Source organism: Pseudomonas sp. SCA2728.1_7, from assembly GCF_018138145.1.
Classification (GTDB): Bacteria; Pseudomonadota; Gammaproteobacteria; order Pseudomonadales; family Pseudomonadaceae; genus Aquipseudomonas; species Aquipseudomonas koreensis_A.
Genome location: NZ_CP073104.1, coordinates 5,795,001 through 5,815,832, shown reverse-complemented (window position 1 = coordinate 5,815,832; position 20,832 = coordinate 5,795,001). Strand labels below are relative to the sequence as shown.

Below are 20,832 nucleotides of genomic sequence, written 5' to 3'. Positions count from 1 at the left end.
CGGGGGTTTTCTTTTGTCTGGAAAAAACCACAGGCATAAAAAACGGCGAAGCCCTGATTGCGGGCCTCGCCGTTTTTATGTTGCAGCCTCCGTCAGCTCATCAAGGACTCGGCCATTGCCTGCCCTACCACCGGGATGGTGAAAGAATCGCCGTTGTTGGTGTAGAAGGTTTCAATGGTGTTGGCCCCCTTGTTCCAGTCCTTCAGGAAAAGACCGGAGTCCAGGTTGCCGCTCTGCACGTCCGCAGCATTGAAGATGTAGACGCCTTGGTCGTTGGTCATGATGCGGACATCATTGAAGCTCTGGATGTTTTTCAGGGTGACGATATCGATGCCCGCGGTGCCGTCATCGGAAATCGCAACCATGGTTTTGGAAGAGACGAAATATGCATCGCTGCCCTCGCCACCATACGCGTCACCCGAAGCATTCAGGTACAGCTTGTCCGCGCCCGCCCCGCCATGCAGTTCGTAGCCATGACCCGAGCCCGTCAACGTATCGTTACCGTCGCCTCCGTTGGCAATGCCTGAAAAGACCGTGATGTTGTCATTACCGGCTTCACCATAAAAGACCGACCCCACATCGCGCGCGTAACCCATGATGTAATCATCGCCATTACCGCCATAAATGGTGTCGGACTGGTTTTGCGTCGAGACAGCTACGGCCAGAGCGCTGATATCCGTGAAGCTATGTCCGTACAGAGTGTCGTTGCCATCACCGCCATACAAGACGTCGTTACCGTCTCCACCCTCCAACACGTTGGCGTAGGTGTTACCGGTCAAGGTGTCATTGAACGCCGAACCGATCAGATTATCGATATTGATGAGCACATCACCTTGGGCATCGCCGCCGGAGATGGAACCTGTCAGAAGATTGATCTGCACTGCATCGGAACTGTTGACGTACCAGGCGCCATCACCTCGACCCACACCAGTCAAGGTATCCGCACCGCCACCTCCAATGAAACTCTCGGCGGCTCTGGCACTGCCGGTAAAAGTGTCGGCATAACTTGTGCCCTGGAACGCCTCGATCGAGGTGTAGGCGTCGCCCGCAGCAATACCGGTAAGCACTGTTGGACTCAAATCCAGCGTGACGCCGGAAGTCTCACTCGCAAAGCTGAGGATGTCGGTGCCGCCGCTCCCGTCGAAATTATCCGCACCCAGCCCACCGACGAAGATATCGCCGCTATTTGATCCACGAATTTGCTCGATACCGACATACGTATCACCCAAGGCGATGCCGGAGTTCACGCCGGTCTTGGTGTTGATCGTCACACCGGTCGGGCTGTCGATATAGCTGGCGACGTCAAAACCATTGCCACCGATAAATTGGTCCGCCCCCGCACCACCCGACAATACGTCGTTGTTTGCGCCGCCAGTAATGACGTTGTCCAGACCGTTGCCGAACCCGACAAAACTGCTGTTGCCGACGTAAGTCAGACGCTCAACGTTGTCGGCCAGACGCAGGTTGGTGACCACGGTGCGTACTTCGTCATCGCCACCGCCGGCGGTTTCGATCACGTTCACTGCCGAGCCGTTGACGAAATACACGTCGTTGCCCGCGCCGCCGATCAGTTTGTTGCCTGCAAGGCTCGCGGTCAGCGAGTCGTCAAATGACGAGCCGATCACGGTTTCGATGTTCCACAGTCGGTCGCCCTGCGCATCACCGCCGACACCGACCGCGCCACTGAGCAGGCTCGCCGTCACACCGCTTGCCGAACCCGAGTAATCAACGGTGTCGTTGTTGCCCATCGAGCCATCGAACGTATCGGCGGCTGCGCCACTGATGAAAATGTCGTCGGAGTTCGAACCTTGAATCACCTCAATGCCAACGAACGTATCACCCTCGGCAATGCCGGTGTGGACGCCGGTTTTGGTGTTGATGGTGATCGAGCCGGGACTGTCGATGTAGCTCACGGTATCAGTGCCCGCACCGCCGATGAACTGGTCAGCGCCTGCACCACCCGACAGGGTGTCGTTGTTGGCGCCGCCAGTAATGACGTTGTCCAGACCGTTGCCGAACCCGACAAAACTGCTGTTGCCGACGTAAGTCAGGCGCTCGACGTTGTCGGCCAGACGCAGGTTGGTGACCACGGTGCGTACTTCGTCATCGCCACCGCCGGCGGTTTCGATCACGTTCACTGCCGAGCCGTTGACGAAATACACGTCGTTGCCCGCGCCGCCGATCAGTTTGTTGCCTGCAAGGCTCGCGGTCAGCGAGTCGTCAAATGACGAGCCGATCACGGTTTCGATGTTCCACAGTCGGTCGCCCTGCGCATCACCGCCGACACCGACCGCGCCACTGAGCAGGCTCGCCGTCACACCGCTTGCCGAACCCGAGTAATCAACGGTGTCGTTGTTGCCCATCGAGCCATCGAACGTATCGGCGGCTGCGCCACTGATGAAAATGTCGTCGGAGTTCGAACCTTGAATCACCTCAATGCCAACGAACGTATCACCCTCGGCAATGCCGGTGTGGACGCCGGTTTTGGTGTTGATGGTGATCGAGCCGGGACTGTCGATGTAGCTCACGGTATCAGTGCCCGCACCGCCGATGAACTGGTCAGCGCCTGCACCACCCGACAGGGTGTCGTTGTTGGCGCCGCCAGTAATGACGTTGTCCAGACCGTTGCCGAACCCGACAAAACTGCTGTTGCCGACGTAAGTCAGGCGCTCGACGTTGTCGGCCAGACGCAGGTTGGTGACCACGGTGCGTACTTCGTCATCGCCACCGCCGGCGGTTTCGATCACGTTCACTGCCGAGCCGTTGACGAAATACACGTCGTTGCCCGCGCCGCCGATCAGTTTGTTGCCTGCAAGGCTCGCGGTCAGCGAGTCGTCAAATGACGAGCCGATCACGGTTTCGATGTTCCACAGTCGGTCGCCCTGCGCATCACCGCCGACACCGACCGCACCACTGAGCAGGCTCGCCGTCACACCGCTTGCCGAACCCGAGTAATCAACGGTGTCGTTATTGCCCATCGAGCCATCGAACGTATCGGCGGCTGCGCCACTGATGAAAATATCGTCGGAGTTCGAGCCTTGAATCACCTCAATGCCAACATACGTATCACCCTCGGCAATGCCGGTGTGTACGCCGGTTTTGGTGTTGATCGTGATCGAGCCGGGACTGTCGATGTAGCTCACGGTATCAGTGCCCGCACCGCCGATGAACTGGTCAGCGCCGGCGCCGCCCGACAGGGTGTCGTTGTTGGCGCCGCCAGTGATGACGTTGTCCAGACCGTTGCCGAACCCGACAAAACTGCTGTTGCCTACGTAAGTCAGGCGCTCGACGTTGTCGGCCAGACGCAGGTTGGTGACCACGGTGCGTACTTCGTCATCGCCGCCGCCGGCGGTTTCGATCACGTTGACTGCCGAGCCATTGACGAAATACACGTCGTTGCCCGCGCCGCCGATCAGTTTGTTGCCTGCAAGGCTCGCAGTCAGCGAGTCGCCAAATGACGAGCCGATCACGGTTTCGATGTTCCACAGTCGGTCGCCCTGCGCATCACCGCCGACACCGACCGCGCCACTGAGCAGGCTCGCCGTCACACCGCTTGCCGAACCCGAGTAATCAACGGTGTCGTTGTTGCCCATCGAGCCATCGAACGTATCGGCGGCTGCGCCACTGATGAAAATGTCGTCGGAGTTCGAGCCTTGAATCACCTCAATGCCAACGAACGTATCACCCTCGGCAATCCCGGTGTGGACGCCGGTTTTGGTGTTGATCGTGATCGAGCCGGGACTGTCGATGTAGCTCACGGTATCGGTGCCCGCACCGCCGATGAACTGGTCAGCGCCGGCGCCGCCCGACAGGGTGTCATTGTTGGCGCCGCCAGTGATGACGTTGTCCAGACCGTTGCCGCACCCGACAAAGCTGCTGTTGCCGACGTAAGTCAGACGCTCGACGTTATCGGCCAGACGCAGGTTGGTGACCACAGTGCGTACTTCGTCATCGCCGCCGCCGGCGGTTTCGATCACGTTCACTGCCGAGCCGTTGACGAAATACACGTCATTGCCCGCGCCGCCGATCAGTTTGTTGCCTGCAAGGCTCGCAGTCAGCGAGTCGTCAAATGACGAGCCGATCACGGTTTCGATGTTCCACAGTCGGTCGCCCTGCGCATCACCGCCGACACCGACCGCACCACTGAGCAGGCTCGCCGTCACACCGCTTGCCGAACCCGAGTAATCAACGGTGTCGTTATTGCCCATCGAGCCATCGAACGTATCGGCGGCTGCGCCACTGATGAAAATGTCGTCGGAGTTCGAACCTTGAATCACCTCAATGCCAACATACGTATCACCCTCGGCAATGCCGGTGTGGACGCCGGTTTTGGTGTTGATGGTGATCGAGCCGGGACTGTCGATGTAGCTCACGGTATCGGTGCCCGCACCGCCGATGAACTGGTCAGCGCCTGCACCACCCGACAAGGTGTCATTGTTGGCGCCGCCAGTAATGACGTTGTCCAGACCGTTGCCGAACCCGACAAAGCTGCTGTTGCCGACGTAAGTCAGGCGCTCAACGTTGTCGGCCAGACGCAGGTTGGTAACCACGGTGCGTACTTCGTCATCGCCACCGCCGGCGGTTTCGATCACGTTCACTGCCGAGCCGTTGACGAAATACACGTCATTGCCCGCGCCGCCGATCAAACTGTTGCCCGCCAGACTTGCGGTCAGGTTGTCGTTGAACGCAGACCCGACGACCGTCTCAATGGAGGTCAAGGTGTCACCCTGCGCATCCCCGCCAATACCCGTGCCTGAAACCAGGTTAACGGTTACCCCGGCTGTCGAGTTGGCATAAGACGCGGTATCGATACCGTTCCCGCCATTCAAGACATCAGCACCTGCCCCGCCATCCAGCAGGTCATTGCCCTCGCCACCACTCAGCGAGTCATTTCCTGCAAACCCATACAACTCATCCGCACTTGACGTGCCTACCAGTGTGTCCGTACCCGACGTTCCGTTTATAACTGCCATTGTTTCTTCCTTGCCTTTTTGATGAATCGATAGTCAACGCAATGCTTCAGAATCGCCTCGATAAGGCCGAGTACTTTTGCGCGTGGTCATTGATGAGACGTTTAACCGCCCTGCAACCAGAGGTCTCCATGACCTGCGGAAGTTTGACGCGCCCCCTCCTTTGCTCGGGGCATCTGCAATTACTGCACCACAGCTTCCGACGAACGGTAGGTATCTAAGCAAAGCCTGATAGCAGGCAAAAAAAAACCGACGCCCAAGGCGTCGGTTTTCAGTGCAGCTATTCGAACACATCAGGTCATCTGAATGATGGTCTGCATGATGGTGCTCTGGGTCGAAATGGTCTTGGCGTTCGCCTGATAGTTGCTCTGGCCCTTGATCAGGTCCACCAGCTCATTGGTCAGGTTAACGTTTGACTCTTCCAGCGAGTTGGACTGAATCGAACCCAAGGTGCCGGTTTCCGGAGCGTCATAACCCGGAATACCCGAAGCGAAGGTTTCCTTCCAACTGGTGCCGCCCACTGCTTGCAGACCTTGCTCGTTAGTGAAGCTGGCCAGTGCAACCTGGCCGATCGCCTTGTTCTGGTTGTTGCTGAAGTTGGCGAACAGCGTTCCGGTGCCGTCGATGGTCAGGTTGGTGATCTGGCCAGTGGCGTAACCATCCTGAGTCGGGATGGTACGCGAGGTATCCGCGTTGTACTGAGTGGTCTTGGCCAGGGAAACGGTCACGCCATTCGGGTTGGCAGCCGCGCCGTTAGGCGTGAAGTTGCCATTGGTCACGGTGCCCGGCACCCAGTTTTTCAGTGTGAGATCGCTGCTGATGATCGGGTTCGGAGCCGGCGGCGGCAGAGTGCTCGGTGTGCTGACCTGAAGCAGCTTGCCGGAACTGTCGAACGTCAGAGTCGATGCAATCGGCGGAGTGGCAGCTTTGCTTGGATCACTGCCGGTCGCGTCCGGGTTGCGCCCGTCCACCAGCGTGTACACCTTCCAGGTGTTTTCGCCCGTCTTCACGACGTACTGATCCATGTTGTGCTTGTTGCCCTGCGTGTCATAGATCGGGGTGCTGAACGACTCGGTGTAAGTCTCGACCTTGGACGGATCGAACTTGACAGCGGTGGCGCCGGTATCAACGATCACGGGAGCCGACGAGTTCAGGTTGATGCTCGACCCCACGGCCGAAGTCGACTTCGGGGCCAGGTTCGAGGTGTCGATCTTCAGGTCGGTCAACACGCCCTTGATGATTTTGCCGCTGGAATCCACAGCGTAACCTTGCAGGCGCGAGGTGTAGTCGGTGTTGGTGATGAAACCGGCGTCGTCGACTTTGAAAGTACCGGCACGGGTGTAGGAAATCGAACCGTTGTTGCTCATGGTGAAGAAGCCGGAACCGTTGATACCCATGTCCAACACGTTGCCGGTGTTGTTGATGTCACCCTGGGTGAACTGCTGGGAAACGTTGGCCAGGCGCACACCGTTGCCGATGACTTTGCTGCCGGTGCCCAGACGGGTCGCCGAGTAAACGTCTTCGAATTCTGCACGGGACGATTTGAAACCGGCGGTCGCGACGTTGGCGATGTTGTTGCCGGTCACGTCCAGTTGTTTGTTGGCTGCATAGAGACCGCTAAGGCCGATATTGAAAGACATATTCCACTCCTTTGTTGCCGGTTAGTCGGCTCTATATACCAATGGTTTGTACTTTGGACAGGGCAACGGAGCCCTTGCCAGCCAGGTTGAGCATCAGCTCGCCACCGGTCTGGCTGATCGTCACGCTGTTGACCGTTGCCGGCAGGTAAGTGGCCAGATCGGTCGCGGTGCCGTTGATCGGTGCGCTCGCCTTGAAGGTGTAGGTACCGGTCGGCACGAGGGTGCCGGACGTGTCCTTGCCGTCCCAGGTGAAGCTGGCACTGCCAGCGGCGCGACTGCCCAGATCGATGGTGCGAACCGTCTTGCCGCTGCTGTCGGTGATGGTCACGGTACCCTCAGCAATGGACGTCGACAGGTTCACCGAACCGGTCAGGCCTTTGCTCGGATCGTCGAGCTGCGCGGTGTTGGTCTGCACGATCACATTGCGACCGACCAGCGACGAAGCTTGCAGCGCCTGCGACGAGTTGTAGTTGCCGGCCAGGCCACTCACGGTGGAGTTCAGCGTGGTGATGCCTTCGAGGCTGCTGAACTGCGCCAACTGCGCAACGAATGCGCTGTTGTCCTGCGGGTCGAGCGGGTTCTGGTTTTTCAGCTGGGTGACCAGCAATTGCAGGAACGCATCCTTGCCCAACGCTTGACCGCCGGTGGCACTGTTGGTCGCCGAGGCGATGCCGCCCGTCGTGGTGCTGCTGGTCTTCGCCGAGTTGGCGAGGATGTCCTTCAGGCTCGGCGTAGCGGTGGTATCGGTAACACTCATGGCAGTCGCCCCTTATTACTGACCGAGGGTCAGTACCTTCTGCATCATGGTTTTGGCGGTGTTCATCATTTCGGCGTTGGTCTGGAACGAACGGCTCGCGGAAATCATGTCGGCCATTTCTTCCACTACGTTGACGTTCGGGTAGTAGACGTAGCCTTTGGCGTCAGCCGCCGGATGGTTCGGCTCGTAGCGCGCTTCGAGGTTGCTCTGGTCTTCGACCACACCGAGCACCTGTACGCCCTGACCGGCCGCGTCCTGGCTCTGGAACAACGAGTTGCTGCCACTGTTCTGGCCGCCCTGGAACATGGTGGCGAATACCGGGTGACGGGCGCGATAGGTCTGGTCGATGCTCGACGAGACGGTTTCGGCGTTGGCGATGTTCGACGCCACGGTGTTCAGACGCGTGGTCTGTGCGCTCATGCCGCTGCCGGCAATGTTGAAAACGCTGGACAGGGACATGGATTACTCTCCGCGCAGGGCTGACACCAGCCCTTTGAATTTGCTGTTGAGCAGGGTGAAGCTGGCCTGGAAGCCGACGGCGTTTTCCGCGTAGTTCGACTGTTCCAGTTGGGCGTCCACAGTGTTCTGGTCGATCGAAGGTTGCATCGGCGTGCGATACATCAGCGATTCGTCGCCGTTGCCCAGGCCTTCAGCTTCGATGTGACGGCTGTTGGTCATGTTCAAAGCGATGGTGCCGTTGGCGTTCTTCTGGGTCTGTGCTTCAAGCACTTTGGAGAAGTCCAGATCCCGAGCCTTGTAGTTCGGGGTGTCGGCGTTGGCGATGTTGTTGGCCAGCACTTCGGCACGCTGGGCGCGGAAGCCCAATGCCTTTTCGTGAATGCCGAGCGCTTTATCGAAGCTGATGCTCATGTCGGGAACCTTCAGGTGACCGGTTTTTCGTAACTGAGCTTTAGCAAGCGCCGTGCCAAACCATAAAACCCCCGTAAACCGGGGCCTTGCCGGACGTCGGCAAAGCGGCAATGCCAGAAAAGCGGCAACCGGTTTCCGCCGGATGCCGCTTTTCTGCCGCTTGCCTTCTCCCTCATCCACACCACAGCCTCCTTGTAGGAGTGAGCCTGCTCGCGATAGCGGTGTGTCAGGCACCGATGATGTTGGATGTGCTACCGCTATCGCGAGCAGGCTCACTCCTACAGGGGTTTTGTGGTGTCAGGGAGAATTTCTTCGGGCACAAAAAAACGGCAGGCCTTTGCGGGCCTGCCGTTTTTTGTATTGCCGATGCAATCATTTCGCCTGGTAAATGATCCCCGGGCTGCACTGCACCATCTGGTAATGGTCCGGCAAACCGTTCAACGCTTCGGAAGCGCCAAGGAACAGATAACCGCCCGGCTTCAACGTGCTGTGAATGCGCAACAGGATGTCTTTCTTCACTTCGGCAGAGAAGTAGATCAACACGTTGCGGCAGAACACGATGTCGAACTTGCCCAGCGCGGCATAGCTGTCGAGCAGGTTGAACGAACGGAACTCCACGCGGTTCTTGATCGGTGCCTTGATCACCCAGCGCCCCGGCCCTTTCGGGTCGAAGTAACGCTGCAGACGTTCCGGCGACAAACCACGACCGATCGCCAGGCTGTCGTACTCGCCCGTCTTGCAGTTGGTCAGCATAAGGCCGGACAAATCAGTGGCAACGATTTGCACACCCATCTTCAACTGGCCTAGGTTGCTGCGCTCGAACTCGTCGATCGACATCGACAGCGAGTACGGTTCCTGGCCCGACGAGCACGCCGCCGACCAGATCCGCAGGCGCTGGTTGGGGCTGGCCTTGATCGCTTCAGGCAGTACCTTGTTCTTCAAGACTTCAAACGGATAGGTGTCACGAAACCACAGGGTTTCGTTGGTCGTCATGGCATCGACCACTTGCTCGCGCAAACCGCTGCGCGGCTGGGTCTGGATGCGCTGAACCAGCTCACCCAGGGATTTGATGCCTTGCTGCTCCATCAGTTTGTTGAGACGGCTCGAGACCAGGTATTGCTTGTTTTCACCGAGCAAAATGCCACAGGCTTTTTCCAGGAAGACCCGGAACTGTTCGAAATCCAAATTACCCGTAGACAATGATGCCGCCTCTTAAATCGTGTTGACCGCCAGGAGCAAAACGCTCCTAGCTGATATCTGCTGCTTTGATCCGGTCGACTACCCGGGATGCCAGGTCATCAGGGCGGAACTTGGCCAGGAAGTCATCAGCACCGACTTTCTTGACCATCGCCTGATTGAATACCCCGGACAACGAAGTATGCAGGATGATATGAAGCTTTTGCATGCGTGCGTCGCCGCGGATTTCCGCCGTCAGGGTGTACCCGTCCATCTCCGGCATCTCGATGTCGGAAATCATCATCAGGAACTCTTCTTCCGGCTTCTTGCCCTCGTCGACCAGCTTGCGCAGGTAATCCAGCGCCTGCTTGCCGTCGTTCAGCGCCACCACTTCGACACCGATCGTCTGTAGACAACGCGTGACCTGCTTGCGCGCCACCGACGAGTCATCGACCGTCAAGACACGCAACGACAGTGCCTTGGTCTGGGTCTCGACATCGACCACGCCCACCGAAATCGCTTCCGGTGTCGGCGCAACTTCCGCCAGCACTTTCTCGACGTCGATGATTTCGACTAACTGATTGTCCACCCGAGTCACAGCGGTCAGGTAATGATCGCGACCCGTGCCCTTGGGCGGTGGATGAATCTCTTCCCAGTTCATGTTGACGATGCGCTCCACCGAGCGGACCAGGAAACCCTGGGTCTTGGTGTTGTACTCCGTGATGATCACGAACGGGTTGTTCTTGTCTTTCAACGCTCCGGAACCGGTCGCCATTGCCAGATCAAGGATCGGAATGGTCGCCCCCCGGATATTTGCCACCCCACACACGACAGGACTGGACTTGGGCATCAACGTCAGCGACGGGCACTGCAACACTTCCCGCACCTTGAACACGTTGATTCCATAGAGCTGCTGACCGTCAAGACGGAACAACAACAGCTCCAGGCGATTCTGCCCTACCAGTTGCGTGCGCTGGTTCACCGAATCCATTACACCAGCCATGCCCAGACTCCTACATCAACGCCAAGTGTTGTTGCGACGCACATTCATTGCTAAACGGCACGGCGCTTGCTTTTTAACTCGTATGAACGCTCAAACGACATTTTTTCGACGCCTGACATCTCCCCTCCGCAGAGGGCTCTGTGCTGCGGGCGCTATTTGCTGCTTTTTTGCTGGCAGCCCTGCCATTGCTGATGCGGTTACCTTGCCTGACATGCTTATCGGCGTCACTCAGGGCTTTCTTGAGTTCACCGTAGAAGACTATCTGGCAACCAGTCAAACGGAAGGCCGCTACGAAATCGAAGTTAACCAGCTCGACCCCCGTATGCGCATGCCTATGTGCGACAAGGAATTGACAGCGACTTTGGAGAGCCCGGCACGTCCGTTGGGCCGGGTCACGGTGAAGGTCCGCTGTGAAGGCGCCTCGCCCTGGACCGTGTTCGTGCCCGCTCAAGTCCGCCTGTTTCGCGAGATTGTGACCACCACCCGACCGCTCAAACGTGCAGGGATTATCGAACCGCAGGACGTGACCCTGCGTGAGCGCGACGTGAGTACGATCAACCAAGGCTTTCTGACCTCGGTAGACGAAGCGATCGGGCAGAAATTAACCCGACCAACGGTAGCCGATCAGGTCATTACCTTGGTTCATCTGGAACAGGCGGAAGTCATTCGCAAGGGCGATCAAGTGGTCATCACTGCGCGCAGCGGCACGCTCGCTGTGCGCATGCCCGGTGAAGCGCTGGCCAATGGCGGTTTGAAGGAACAGATCCGGGTGAAAAACCTCAACTCGCAACGGGTCATCAAGGCGCAAGTCACCGCGCCCGGCCAAGTGGAAGTCGCGATGTAGAAAACTGGCGCTGACCCCGGCTGTTCCCTAAACTGTGCCGCAGCAGGACACGCGCCGGCGCATGCAAGGCTCATTGTAAATGTGCCTAAAGTTTTCCAGGGGATGGCCGAAAACATGGCAAGCGTCCAAATTCCCAGAGGTTTTTATCATGGTCATCGATTTCAGCCGTTTGAACAGCTCCTCGTCACTTACGGGCAGTACACGTACCAGCAACGCCAAGGAAACCGCCGAAACCGGCACCTCCGCGCCGCTGAATACCCAGGCCGAACCGGCCAGTACCGCAAAAAGCGGGGAATCGGTACACCTCAGCAATGAGGCTCAACAGTTGCAGAAGGTCACTGACAAGCTGCGCGATCAACCTGCTGTCGACAAAGCCCGTGTGGCCGAGTTGAAAGCCGCGATTGCCGATGGCAGCTATAAAGTCGACAGCAACCGTGTAGCCAGCAAACTGCTCAACTTCGAAGCCCAGCGCTAGGCCTTTGCCGGCGCGAGGCTTTTGGACGCTTAACACCCAAGGCCAGCCATGCACGACACTAATTTATTGCAACTGATCAACGACGACTTTGCTCCAGCTCAACAATTGCTGGAGTTGCTGCAAACCGAATCTCTCGCGTTGCACGGTCGCGACATGCCCCTGCTGGAAGAAATTCTGGCGCACAAACAGGCATTGATCATTCTGCTTGAACAGCATGGCCGCAAACGCAGCGAAATCCTCGCCAGCCTCAACTTGCCGACAGACCGCAGCGGTCTGGAGCAACTGGCTGGCCAGTCGAGCATTGGCGAGCAGTTGTTGACGCAAGGCGACGCATTGACCGATCTGATCGCGCAATGCCAGGCCGCCAACCTCAAGAATGGTCAGTCGATCCAGATCCAGCAGGCCGCCACGGCCAATCAGCTGAAGATCCTCACCGGTGGTGAAGCGCCAGCGCTTTATAACGCCAGCGGTACATTTGCCAAACCCGCCACGCCGCGTCCGCTCAGCCAGGCATGAGCCGTTGATGCGCCAGCTCTATCAACCCGCGAAACATGCTGGCAAAATGCTGGCTAGTCGTCATATTTTGTCTGGAGATTGATAAACCGTGTCCAACGCCCTCAGCGCGGATGATGCTCCGCAGCCCCCTAAGGTGCTTACCACGCCACTGGAAATCTCCAGCAACCTGCGCCAGCTGCAAGAAAGCCACGATCCGCTGATCATCACCTTTCATGAGCGCAGCCAGCGCTTCCAGAGCTACCTGATCAAAGTCGACCGCGACAGCGCTTCGATCGCGCTGGACGAGATGATCCCGCGTGACGGCGAACGCTTTCTGCTGGCCGGCGAACCATTCAAGGTCGAAGGTTTTCATGAAGGTGTGCGCATTGCCTGGGAATGCACCGGCACGCTGAATATCGAAGAGTCCGAAGGTGATCGTTTCTACACCGGCGAGCTGCCGACTGAAGTGGTTTACCACCAGCGCCGCAATGCCTTCCGCGCCGCGCTGAAACTGACCGATCTGGTCAGCGTTGAACTGGGCGGCGAAAAGCTCAAGGCACCGATCAACGGCAAACTGCTGGATATCTCCGCGACCGGCTGCAAGCTGCGTTTCGAAGGTGATATCACCGATCGTCTGCAATTGGGCCAAGTCTATGACCGCCTGATCGCGCCGCCACTGTTCGGCAACCAGCCGACCTCCGTCGAATTGCGCTATCTGCACTTCGAAGAAAAACTCAACATCACCTTTGCCGGCCTGCGCTTCCACAACATCAGTGGTCAGGCAGCGCGCAACGTTGAGCGTTTCGTGTATCAGTTGCAACGTGAAGCACGCCGTTTCGACAAAGACGATATGTGATTCGCAGCGACAATAAAAAGGGCAGCCCCTGGTGGGACTGCCCTTTTTTATGCGCAGTGCTTTTTGCTCAGTTCAGGGTCTGCCGCCACTGAGATCCGGTGCAGGCTTGTCGCTGCCACTTTCCGGTTCCGCTTCTGCTGCAGGCTCTGGCTGAGCATCGGCGTCAGGCTCCGGCTCGGGAGTCGGCGGCGCTTGCACAGGGTCCTGCACCATCTGCTCCTGCACCACCTGTTCGTCTACCCGAGGGTCGAGGGCCGCCACCAGTGGCGAGCTGGACATGCTGTCGGGCATGGCCACGTGATGCAGCGGCGCATCGTCGACCTGATGCAGATTGGTCACGGCTTTCGGCCGGATCCGCCATACCAGCACCAGCGCGAAAAAGCTGAAAAACGCATACAGGCTCTGACTGCCAAACAGCTTCATCAGCACACCCGCGAGCAACGGCCCGATGCTCGCGCCGACCCCGTAGGTCACCAACAACATTGCTGTCAGCGACACCCGGCGATCCCCTTCCACGTGGTCATTGGAAAACGCAACCGCCAACGGATACAGACAGAACTGCACCAGCGAACAGAGAAAGCCAACCCCGAACAACACCTCAAGCGGCACTTGCGGCAGCACCGCCAACGGCAACGCCGCCACCGCGAGGAAGCCGGCAAAGCAGCGAATCAGCAGCGCCCGATCGTAACGGTCGGACAACCAGCCCAGCGGCCACTGCACCAGCAAACCGGCAAAGATGCAGCTACCCATGAACAGACCGACCTGCTCGGTCGACAGCCCTTGTTGCGAGGCATACAACGGTGCCAGACCGTAGAACGAACCGATGATCAAACCGGCACCAAGCACCGTACTCAGCGACTGCGGGACCCGTTTGATAAAGAAGCGCGGCTCCATCGGCGCCGGATGCAGGGGCGCCGGGTGAATCCGTCGAGTCAACGTCACAGGCACCAGACACAGCGCAAAGCACAGCGCGACCAGCATCAGCAGTTCCAGACCCAGCCCGGGGTGCATGACCAGAATCAATTGACCCAGCACCAGGCCAAGGTAAGACGCGATCATGTAACCGCTGAACACCAGACCTCGCTGATTGGCGTCAGCCTGCTCGTTGAGCCAGCTCTCGATCACCATGTATTGGCACATCATGCCCAGACCGACAATGGTCCGCAGCACCAGCCACGCCGGCAGCCAATCGACCAGCCCGTGGCCCAGCACCGCCGCCCCGACGATCCCGGCACAGGCGGAATAAGCACGAATATGCCCGACACGGGCGATCAGCCGGTGACCGATCTTGCCGCCCAGCACCAAGCCGAAATAGTTGGCCGCCATCAGCGCACCGACCCAGAGGCCGTCGACATTGTCAGCGGCCAGACGCAAGGCCAGATAAGTGGATAGAAGGCCCGAGCCGATCAACATCATCAGCGAGGCGAAATACAGCGCTCGAAAGGATTTCCAGATTTGGCGCATCGGCGTTCCGAGCGGCTCCTTGCAGTAAATATCGGGCTACCAGAACGATAGCCCGATGGCGGCGGTACGTCAGGCCTGGGCTGCTAGAACACGTCGTTCCCAGGGAGTGATTTCATCAAAGAAGCTGGTCAACTCCATGGTCTTCGAAGCGATGTAGCCTTCGATGAACTCCTGTCCGAACAGTTCCCTCGCCAATTGGCTACGTTTCAGACGTTCGAGCGCGGCATGCAAAGTACACGGCAGCGAGAGGTTGTCCGGCGATTCGAACTCGCCCTGAATCTCCTCGCTCGGTTCCAGCTCATGCTCGATGCCATGCAAACCGGCAGCCAGACTGGCCGCAATCGCCAGATACGGATTGGCATCGGCGCCCGGCAGACGGTTTTCCACGCGACGAGCGACCGGCGCACTCGCAGGAATTCGCAGCCCGGCCGCACGGTTGTCGTGGGACCAGCACGCATTGTTCGGCGATGCATAGGGATGGCACAGCCGCTGATAGGAATTCACATTCGGTGCGAACAGTGCAGTGAAATCGGCCATGCCCGCTTGCTGGCCACCAACGAAGTGGCGGAACATCGCCGTCGGCTCACCGTTCGCGTCACTGAAGAGATTCTTGCCGCTGCCGACCTCGACGATGCTCTGGTGAATGTGCATCGAACTGCCCGGCGTGTGTGCCAGCGGTTTAGCCATGCACACCACGGTCAGGCCATGCTTGAGCGCGACTTCCTTGAGCAGGTGTTTGAACAGAAAGGTCTGGTCGGCGAGCAACAGCGGATCGCCGTGCAGCAGATTGATCTCGAACTGGCTGACACCCATTTCGTGCATGAAGGTATCGCGCGGCAGTCCGAGTGCCGCCATGCATTTATAGACTTCGTTGAAGAATGGCCGCAGACCGTTATTGGAGCTGATGCTGAACGCGGATTGGCCATCCTCGCGGCGACCGTCGAGACCGACGGGAGGCCGGAATGGTTGGGTCGGATCGGTGTTCGGCGCGAAAACAAAGAATTCCAGCTCGGTCGCCACCACCGGCGCCAGGCCGCGCGCGGCGTAACGGGCAATGACTTTTTTCAACTGGCCACGGGTCGACAGATTGGAGCTTTCGCCGGTCAGTTCATCGGCATCGCAAATGGCCAGGGCGCGCGGGTCGTCACTCCACGGCAAGCGATGGATCTGGGTCGGCTCGGCGACCAGTGCCAGGTCTCCGTCATCGCTGCCGTAAAACCGCGCTGCCGGATAACCGCCCATGATGCATTGCAGCAGCACACCCCGCGCTAACTGCAAACGCCGTCCTTCGAGGAACCCCTCGGCGGTCATCACTTTGCCCCGGGGTACGCCATTCAAATCCGGCGTGACACATTCAATCTCATCAATGCCCGTCAATCGCTGCGCGAGTGAACGCTGGCCATCGGTTGTCATGACGCAATCCTTGTTATTGTGCGAGCCGCGAACGGCGACCCGTACAAAATAGGCTTCGGCTGTTCGGAATATCAAGCAGCGTCAAACAAAAACCTGTGTCACGGCAGATAAAGGCTGAACACCCCGCCGCCAAGCGGTCCGCCATTGCGGATTTCGGTGCGCCCTTCGACACCGTTGCGCTGATGCAGCGCGGCGATACGATTGGCGAAATACAAACCGAGCCCGGTGCTGCCGCTGCTGTGATTGATGCCCTGCACGTAATCGGCCTGACGCTCGAGCATCTCGGCCGGATAACCGTCGCCGTCGTCATTGATGCTTAGCACCAGTTGCCCGGCTTCGTCACTGACGGTGATCAGCAACGATTCGCGGGCATAACGAATCGCATTGTTGATGCAGTTTCCGAGCACTGAGGCAATCAGTTCGCGGTCGAAGAAACCCAACGGACTCAACGGATCGACTTCATAGGTGGCGATGATCCCGCGACTGGCAAACACCTCTTGATGCGCCGCCAGTTGCGCCTCGATAAAGTCATCGAGTTCGTGATACGCCGGTTGTAGCGGCATCTGGTTGACGCCGAGCTTGTACAGCCCGAGCAACTGCACCAGCATGCCATTGAGGTGGGCGAACTCGAAGTCGATGACGCCCTGCTCCGAACCTTCGCGCTGCGCTTGCGGCAAGCGCGCGAGCCATTGGCTGTGGGCCTGCATCAGCAAGGCCAGCGAGTTCTTCATGTCGTGGACGGTGGAGGCGATCACCGTGGAAAAATCCAGCGCCTGCTTGTCGTTGCTCATTCGCCAAACGCCTTGCTTTTCAGCTTCTGATAACGCGCAAAACGCGCGTCGGTGTCGGGCATCAGGCCAACCATCTTCAGGCAGGCCCGACATTCTTCCAGCTCCGCCGACGGCACACTGGTGTCGGTGCCGTGGAGCAGCGACTGGGCCATGTTCAGCGCGATACTGATGTTCTTCGGTTGCATCTTCAGCGCCTTGCGGAAAACCTCGCGAGCCTCCACCAGGTTGCCGGTCTTGTACACCCGCACGCCCTGACGGTTGAGGTCGGCAGCAGCGTTGCTGGAGCTGAGAATAGTCGGGTCATCGGTGAGCTTGGCGATGTCTTTCATCACCGCAGGGTCATCCCCGTAGATCTCCGCACAGCTCTTGAGCATCGAGGTGCCCGCCTCGGCCTGCCCGAGCATCTGCAATTGCTTGGCGACCAGCAACGCCGCCTCCGGGCTCATGAATTGCTCCATGCCGTCGAGGCGCATCAGCGCTTGTTCGGTGAGCTTGTCAGCGGTTTCCGCATCGTTGAGGAGCAGACTGGTGGCCTTCATCAGACGCGCTCGAATCTGCAGGCCCGGGTCGGTCGGGTTTTCTTTGGCCACGGCGCTGAGGGTGGTGTTGATCTCAAGACGCGTGCGCGTATCGAGACCACGTTCGCTGCCCTTGCTGATCAGCGCGTGGGCCAACCCGAGGTTGCTTTCCGGGTCCTTGAAGCGCGACTGTGCACCTTGCGACACCGCTTGGCGGTAAGCACGCGAGGCGGTGTCGAAATCTTCGTTGGCCATCGCCAGTTTGCCGAGCAAAGCCTGTCGGCGCACCGCCAGTGGCGAAAGACGAATGGCCTCTTCGAGCACCTGTTGCGCGCCTTTGGTATCCCCCTCGGACACCAGCACGTCGGCCATGCCGTCGTACAGCGACGGCATCATCGGGAACACCTTCAGCGCTTTCTCATAAACGCCTTTAGCCTGTGCAACCTGACCGCGCTTGAACAACAACTTGCCCAGCCCGGCAAATGCCCACGGCAATGGGCGGTCAGCAATGATGCTGTCGTAGAGGCGCTCCAGCGCTTCGTTCTGGTTCATGTCGCGTAGCGCATCAGCGCGGTAGCGCAGGCACAGCGGCGAATAGCGGATGTCCTGCTTGCACAGGGCGATGCAAGCGTTGAGCACCTCGACCGGTTTGCCACGGTCGAGGGCTTGCAGAATCGGTTTGAGCAACGTCTTGCGCTGCTCCAGACGCTCCAGGCGCTGGGCCAGACCGGAACGGTTGAACGGCTTGGTCAGGTACGCATCCGGCTCATGCTCGAGGGCACTGAGCACCATCGCCTGACTGGTCTCGGCGGTGACCATGACAAACACGGCTTCATGGCTGATGAGCTTTTCCAGCATCAGGTCTTCGAGAACCTGTTGACCGTTCTTCTTGCCGTCGCCGAGATGGAAATCCTGCAGGATGAAATCGTAGGACTTCTGTGCGCACATCTTCAGCGCCTGCTCACCGGTGTCGGCCGTATCGACGTCCTTGACCCCAAGCTCACGCAGCATCGAACGCACGGAACTGCGGAAATCCGAGAAATCATCGACGATCAGAAAACTCTTTTGGTGATACGACAGCATCGAAGATTTCCAGGCAATTGAAGTGAGGGCAATTTCAGGCGCGCAGATGATAGCTGGCGGCCAAATGCTATCAAGCGATTTCGCGCGACTTTTAAGTCACCGAATGGGTTATCGGCCAGAAGTGCTGTTCCCTGAAGTCGGCACTTCAAGATTCCTCTGCGAGCATTTACCCTGCGCGCCAGGACAACTTTCCACTACAAGGTTTACATCGTGTACATCAAAGGACGCTGCATCGTTTCCGCCTGCGCTCTGCTGCTTGTTCAGCAGGCAATGGCGGCTGGAATGGACTGCACAAAAGCGGCGAATGCTGCCGAAAACACTGTTTGCGCGGGCAAAGGACTTTATGAACAAGATGTACAGATGGGCTCTGTTTATCGAGCGTTAATAAAGGCGTCCGCCCAGGTACAACCGGAACTGAAACGTACTCAACGACTGTGGTTAAAGGCTCGCAATGAATGCGCCGACGATGTCTCGTGCCTGAATCAGCGTTATGACGAGCGCCTGAAAGTCCTTCAGGCACTGTTGACGGAGGCGCTTGCCTACCCACCGGATGACCTCGATACGCAAGTGATGCATGAACTGAGCAACAGCATTCAAGCAGCGAGCAAGGACAATCCGGAGTTTGCCCTGGAGCGTACGCTTGAAGCCTTTGGCATCCGCGCGGGCAAGACCTCGTTCTCTGGAGAGGTCGACAAGGATGATCCAAGCGACACGCACTTTCCGACATCGACGCCCGCCGGTCTCACGCCAGACGAGTGGCAGGCGCTGAGGACGTCGGACATTTCCGGCGCTGCCGATTTCGGTCACTCCACGTACACCCTGCTGGACATGGACGACGATGGTCAGCGCGACCTTATCGTCGATACCTACACCGGCGGCACAGGTCTGTTTACCTACACGGAGACCTGGCGGCGAACCGGCGAGCGTTTCATCAAGAGAAGCCCCGCCGCTGAAAGCTCGCTGTTTCACATCAATGATCGCGGCGCCAACCAGTCAGCGAATTGGATAAACATCCGTGGAAAAGTGTATGCGGCGTATCGCAGCGGTGCCTACGGAGTTGATCAGCTTTACTTGCTAAACCCGCTCAGAATCAACAATCGGGTACCGACGATAGCGGTTCATTACCGTTACGACCTGAAGGTGCCCACCCTTCAACATAAGGAAGACGGCACCACCACTTACGAGTTGGAGCCCGCTCTGCAACAGACACTTGACCGGGCGATAAGCAAAGCGACGCAGGCTGGAGAAGTCAGTTCAGCGAACACGCCGCTCTGCCCTGTCCCGGCCAGTGGCGCAGGAGAAAACAACTATTACAGCTATGGCATGGCGCCCTACACCCTCGAAGTTGTCACGAATCTGGGGGTTGTCATTGGCAATGATTGTTATATCGGCGCGTTGATCAACTGGTTCGGCAGCTACTACGAAAAGGAAGGATTGTCGGCACAACTGGTATTGCGCAAACCGGATGCCGAAGCCACTGGGCGTAGTTATGACGTGAATGGCAAACGCCATGTCAGCGCCGTGAGCGCAGCACTAGGTAAAGTTGAAACGGACGACGGCGCGTAGCATGACTTCTCGCGCTCAAGGTTAGCGACGGTTGGGGCAGGTAATACGTTGGTGAACGTATTACCTGTCGCGAGCCAAAACTTTCCTGCGGGCAAAACAAAACCCCAACTGCTTTCGCAATTGGGGTTTCGGAATTTAATCTTGACGATGACCTACTCTCACATGGGGAAACCCCACACTACCATCGGCGATGCATCGTTTCACTGCTGAGTTCGGGATGGGATCAGGTGGTTCCAACGCTCTATGGTCGTCAAGAAATTCGGGTACTGAGTCGTGGCCAGTTGGCCTCGCTTCAGCAAATTGGGTATGTGGTAGTTTTCGGTGTTTTGTGCTGCTTTTTTAAGTGCAGTCGAACTTTCGGTTCGTTTCGTCTTCACACACCGCAACTTGGCCTTTCGACGCAAATTGCTTGGGTGTTATATGGTCAAGCCTCACGGGCAATTAGTATTGGTTAGCTCAACGCCTCACAGCGCTTACACACCCAACCTATCAACGTCGTAGTCTTCGACGGCCCTTCAGGGAACTCAAGGTTCCAGTGAGATCTCATCTTGAGGCAAGTTTCCCGCTTAGATGCTTTCAGCGGTTATCTTTCCCGAACATAGCTACCCGGCAATGCCACTGGCGTGACAACCGGAACACCAGAGGTTCGTCCACTCCGGTCCTCTCGTACTAGGAGCAGCCCCTCTCAAATCTCAAACGTCCACGGCAGATAGGGACCGAACTGTCTCACGACGTTCTAAACCCAGCTCGCGTACCACTTTAAATGGCGAACAGCCATACCCTTGGGACCGGCTTCAGCCCCAGGATGTGATGAGCCGACATCGAGGTGCCAAACACCGCCGTCGATATGAACTCTTGGGCGGTATCAGCCTGTTATCCCCGGAGTACCTTTTATCCGTTGAGCGATGGCC

General features: G+C 58.1%; 16 protein-coding genes and 2 rRNA genes (1 of these 18 cut by a window edge). 5 read left to right on the top strand and 13 right to left on the bottom strand.

Annotation, left to right across the window (positions count from 1 at the left end; translation table 11 throughout):
- Window positions 1-92: 92 nt before the first annotated feature.
- From KBP52_RS26010 to KBP52_RS25980, 7 genes are all read right to left on the bottom strand, one after another.
- Window positions 93-4,973: a calcium-binding protein gene (locus tag KBP52_RS26010; protein ID WP_212621273.1), complete on the bottom strand. Its 4,881-nt coding sequence runs from the start codon at window positions 4,971-4,973 to the stop codon at window positions 93-95.
- Window positions 4,974-5,263: 290 nt separating this feature from the next.
- A complete protein-coding gene (gene flgE / locus KBP52_RS26005; protein WP_212621272.1) occupies window positions 5,264-6,610 on the bottom strand; it encodes a flagellar hook protein FlgE in 1,347 nt (448 codons plus the stop codon).
- A 31-nt stretch (window positions 6,611-6,641) separates the two neighbouring features.
- A complete protein-coding gene (flgD, locus tag KBP52_RS26000; protein WP_077574149.1) occupies window positions 6,642-7,367 on the bottom strand; it encodes a flagellar hook assembly protein FlgD in 726 nt (241 codons plus the stop codon).
- A 15-nt stretch (window positions 7,368-7,382) separates the two neighbouring features.
- Window positions 7,383-7,826: a flagellar basal body rod protein FlgC gene (gene flgC, locus KBP52_RS25995; RefSeq protein WP_003227217.1), complete on the bottom strand. Its 444-nt coding sequence runs from the start codon at window positions 7,824-7,826 to the stop codon at window positions 7,383-7,385.
- Between the two features lie 3 nt (window positions 7,827-7,829).
- Entirely contained in the window at window positions 7,830-8,237 is a 408-nt protein-coding gene (gene flgB, locus KBP52_RS25990) for a flagellar basal body rod protein FlgB (protein ID WP_007917581.1), read from the bottom strand.
- Between the two features lie 372 nt (window positions 8,238-8,609).
- Window positions 8,610-9,437, bottom strand: coding sequence for a protein-glutamate O-methyltransferase CheR (gene cheR, locus KBP52_RS25985; RefSeq protein ID WP_007917583.1), 828 nt, complete (start codon window positions 9,435-9,437; stop codon window positions 8,610-8,612).
- Window positions 9,438-9,483: 46 nt separating this feature from the next.
- Entirely contained in the window at window positions 9,484-10,416 is a 933-nt protein-coding gene (locus KBP52_RS25980; protein ID WP_007917585.1) for a chemotaxis protein CheV, read from the bottom strand.
- Between the two features lie 82 nt (window positions 10,417-10,498).
- Here KBP52_RS25980 and flgA point away from each other — a divergent pair, with 82 nt between their 5' ends.
- The 4 genes from flgA (at window position 10,499) to KBP52_RS25960 (ending at window position 13,086) form a co-directional block, all read left to right on the top strand.
- Entirely contained in the window at window positions 10,499-11,260 is a 762-nt protein-coding gene (gene flgA, locus KBP52_RS25975) for a flagellar basal body P-ring formation chaperone FlgA (RefSeq protein ID WP_095123060.1), read from the top strand.
- 148 nt (window positions 11,261-11,408) lie between these two features.
- The gene (gene flgM / locus KBP52_RS25970) at window positions 11,409-11,735 is read left to right on the top strand and encodes a flagellar biosynthesis anti-sigma factor FlgM (RefSeq protein WP_077574151.1); all 327 of its coding nucleotides are present in this window, start codon (window positions 11,409-11,411) and stop codon (window positions 11,733-11,735) included.
- A gap of 48 nt (window positions 11,736-11,783) precedes the next feature.
- Window positions 11,784-12,251, top strand: coding sequence for a flagellar protein FlgN (locus KBP52_RS25965; protein WP_116033289.1), 468 nt, complete (start codon window positions 11,784-11,786; stop codon window positions 12,249-12,251).
- 88 nt (window positions 12,252-12,339) lie between these two features.
- Window positions 12,340-13,086, top strand: a complete 747-nt coding sequence (locus tag KBP52_RS25960) for a flagellar brake protein (protein WP_077574153.1) — start codon at window positions 12,340-12,342, stop codon at window positions 13,084-13,086.
- A 72-nt stretch (window positions 13,087-13,158) separates the two neighbouring features.
- Here KBP52_RS25960 and KBP52_RS25955 read toward each other — a convergent pair whose 3' ends face one another.
- The 4 genes from KBP52_RS25955 to KBP52_RS25940 all read right to left on the bottom strand — a co-directional run bounded on the left by KBP52_RS25955 (window position 13,159) and on the right by KBP52_RS25940 (window position 18,355).
- On the bottom strand, window positions 13,159-14,550 hold the full coding sequence (locus KBP52_RS25955) for an MFS transporter (RefSeq protein WP_077574154.1): 1,392 nt from the start codon (window positions 14,548-14,550) through the stop codon (window positions 13,159-13,161).
- A 69-nt stretch (window positions 14,551-14,619) separates the two neighbouring features.
- Complete coding sequence (locus KBP52_RS25950) at window positions 14,620-15,861, bottom strand: glutamine synthetase family protein (protein ID WP_212623164.1); 1,242 nt, start codon at window positions 15,859-15,861, stop codon at window positions 14,620-14,622.
- A gap of 200 nt (window positions 15,862-16,061) precedes the next feature.
- Window positions 16,062-16,754 carry a HAMP domain-containing sensor histidine kinase gene (locus KBP52_RS25945; RefSeq protein WP_077574156.1) on the bottom strand — a complete coding sequence of 231 codons (693 nt, stop codon included), beginning with the start codon at window positions 16,752-16,754 and terminating at the stop codon, window positions 16,062-16,064.
- Entirely contained in the window at window positions 16,751-18,355 is a 1,605-nt protein-coding gene (locus KBP52_RS25940; protein WP_212621271.1) for a tetratricopeptide repeat-containing response regulator, read from the bottom strand. The genes KBP52_RS25945 and KBP52_RS25940 overlap by 4 nt, the downstream gene beginning before the upstream one ends.
- A 210-nt stretch (window positions 18,356-18,565) precedes the next feature.
- On the opposite strand from KBP52_RS25940, the gene KBP52_RS25935 reads away from it, so the two are divergent.
- On the top strand, window positions 18,566-19,921 hold the full coding sequence (locus KBP52_RS25935; RefSeq protein WP_212621270.1) for a lysozyme inhibitor LprI family protein: 1,356 nt from the start codon (window positions 18,566-18,568) through the stop codon (window positions 19,919-19,921).
- 139 nt (window positions 19,922-20,060) lie between these two features.
- On the opposite strand, the gene rrf is transcribed toward KBP52_RS25935, so the two are convergent.
- Both rrf and KBP52_RS25925 read right to left on the bottom strand, forming a co-directional pair.
- A 5S ribosomal RNA gene (gene rrf / locus KBP52_RS25930) occupies window positions 20,061-20,176 on the bottom strand.
- A 165-nt stretch (window positions 20,177-20,341) separates the two neighbouring features.
- Window positions 20,342-20,832, bottom strand: a 23S ribosomal RNA gene (locus KBP52_RS25925) (it continues 2,403 nt past the right edge of the window).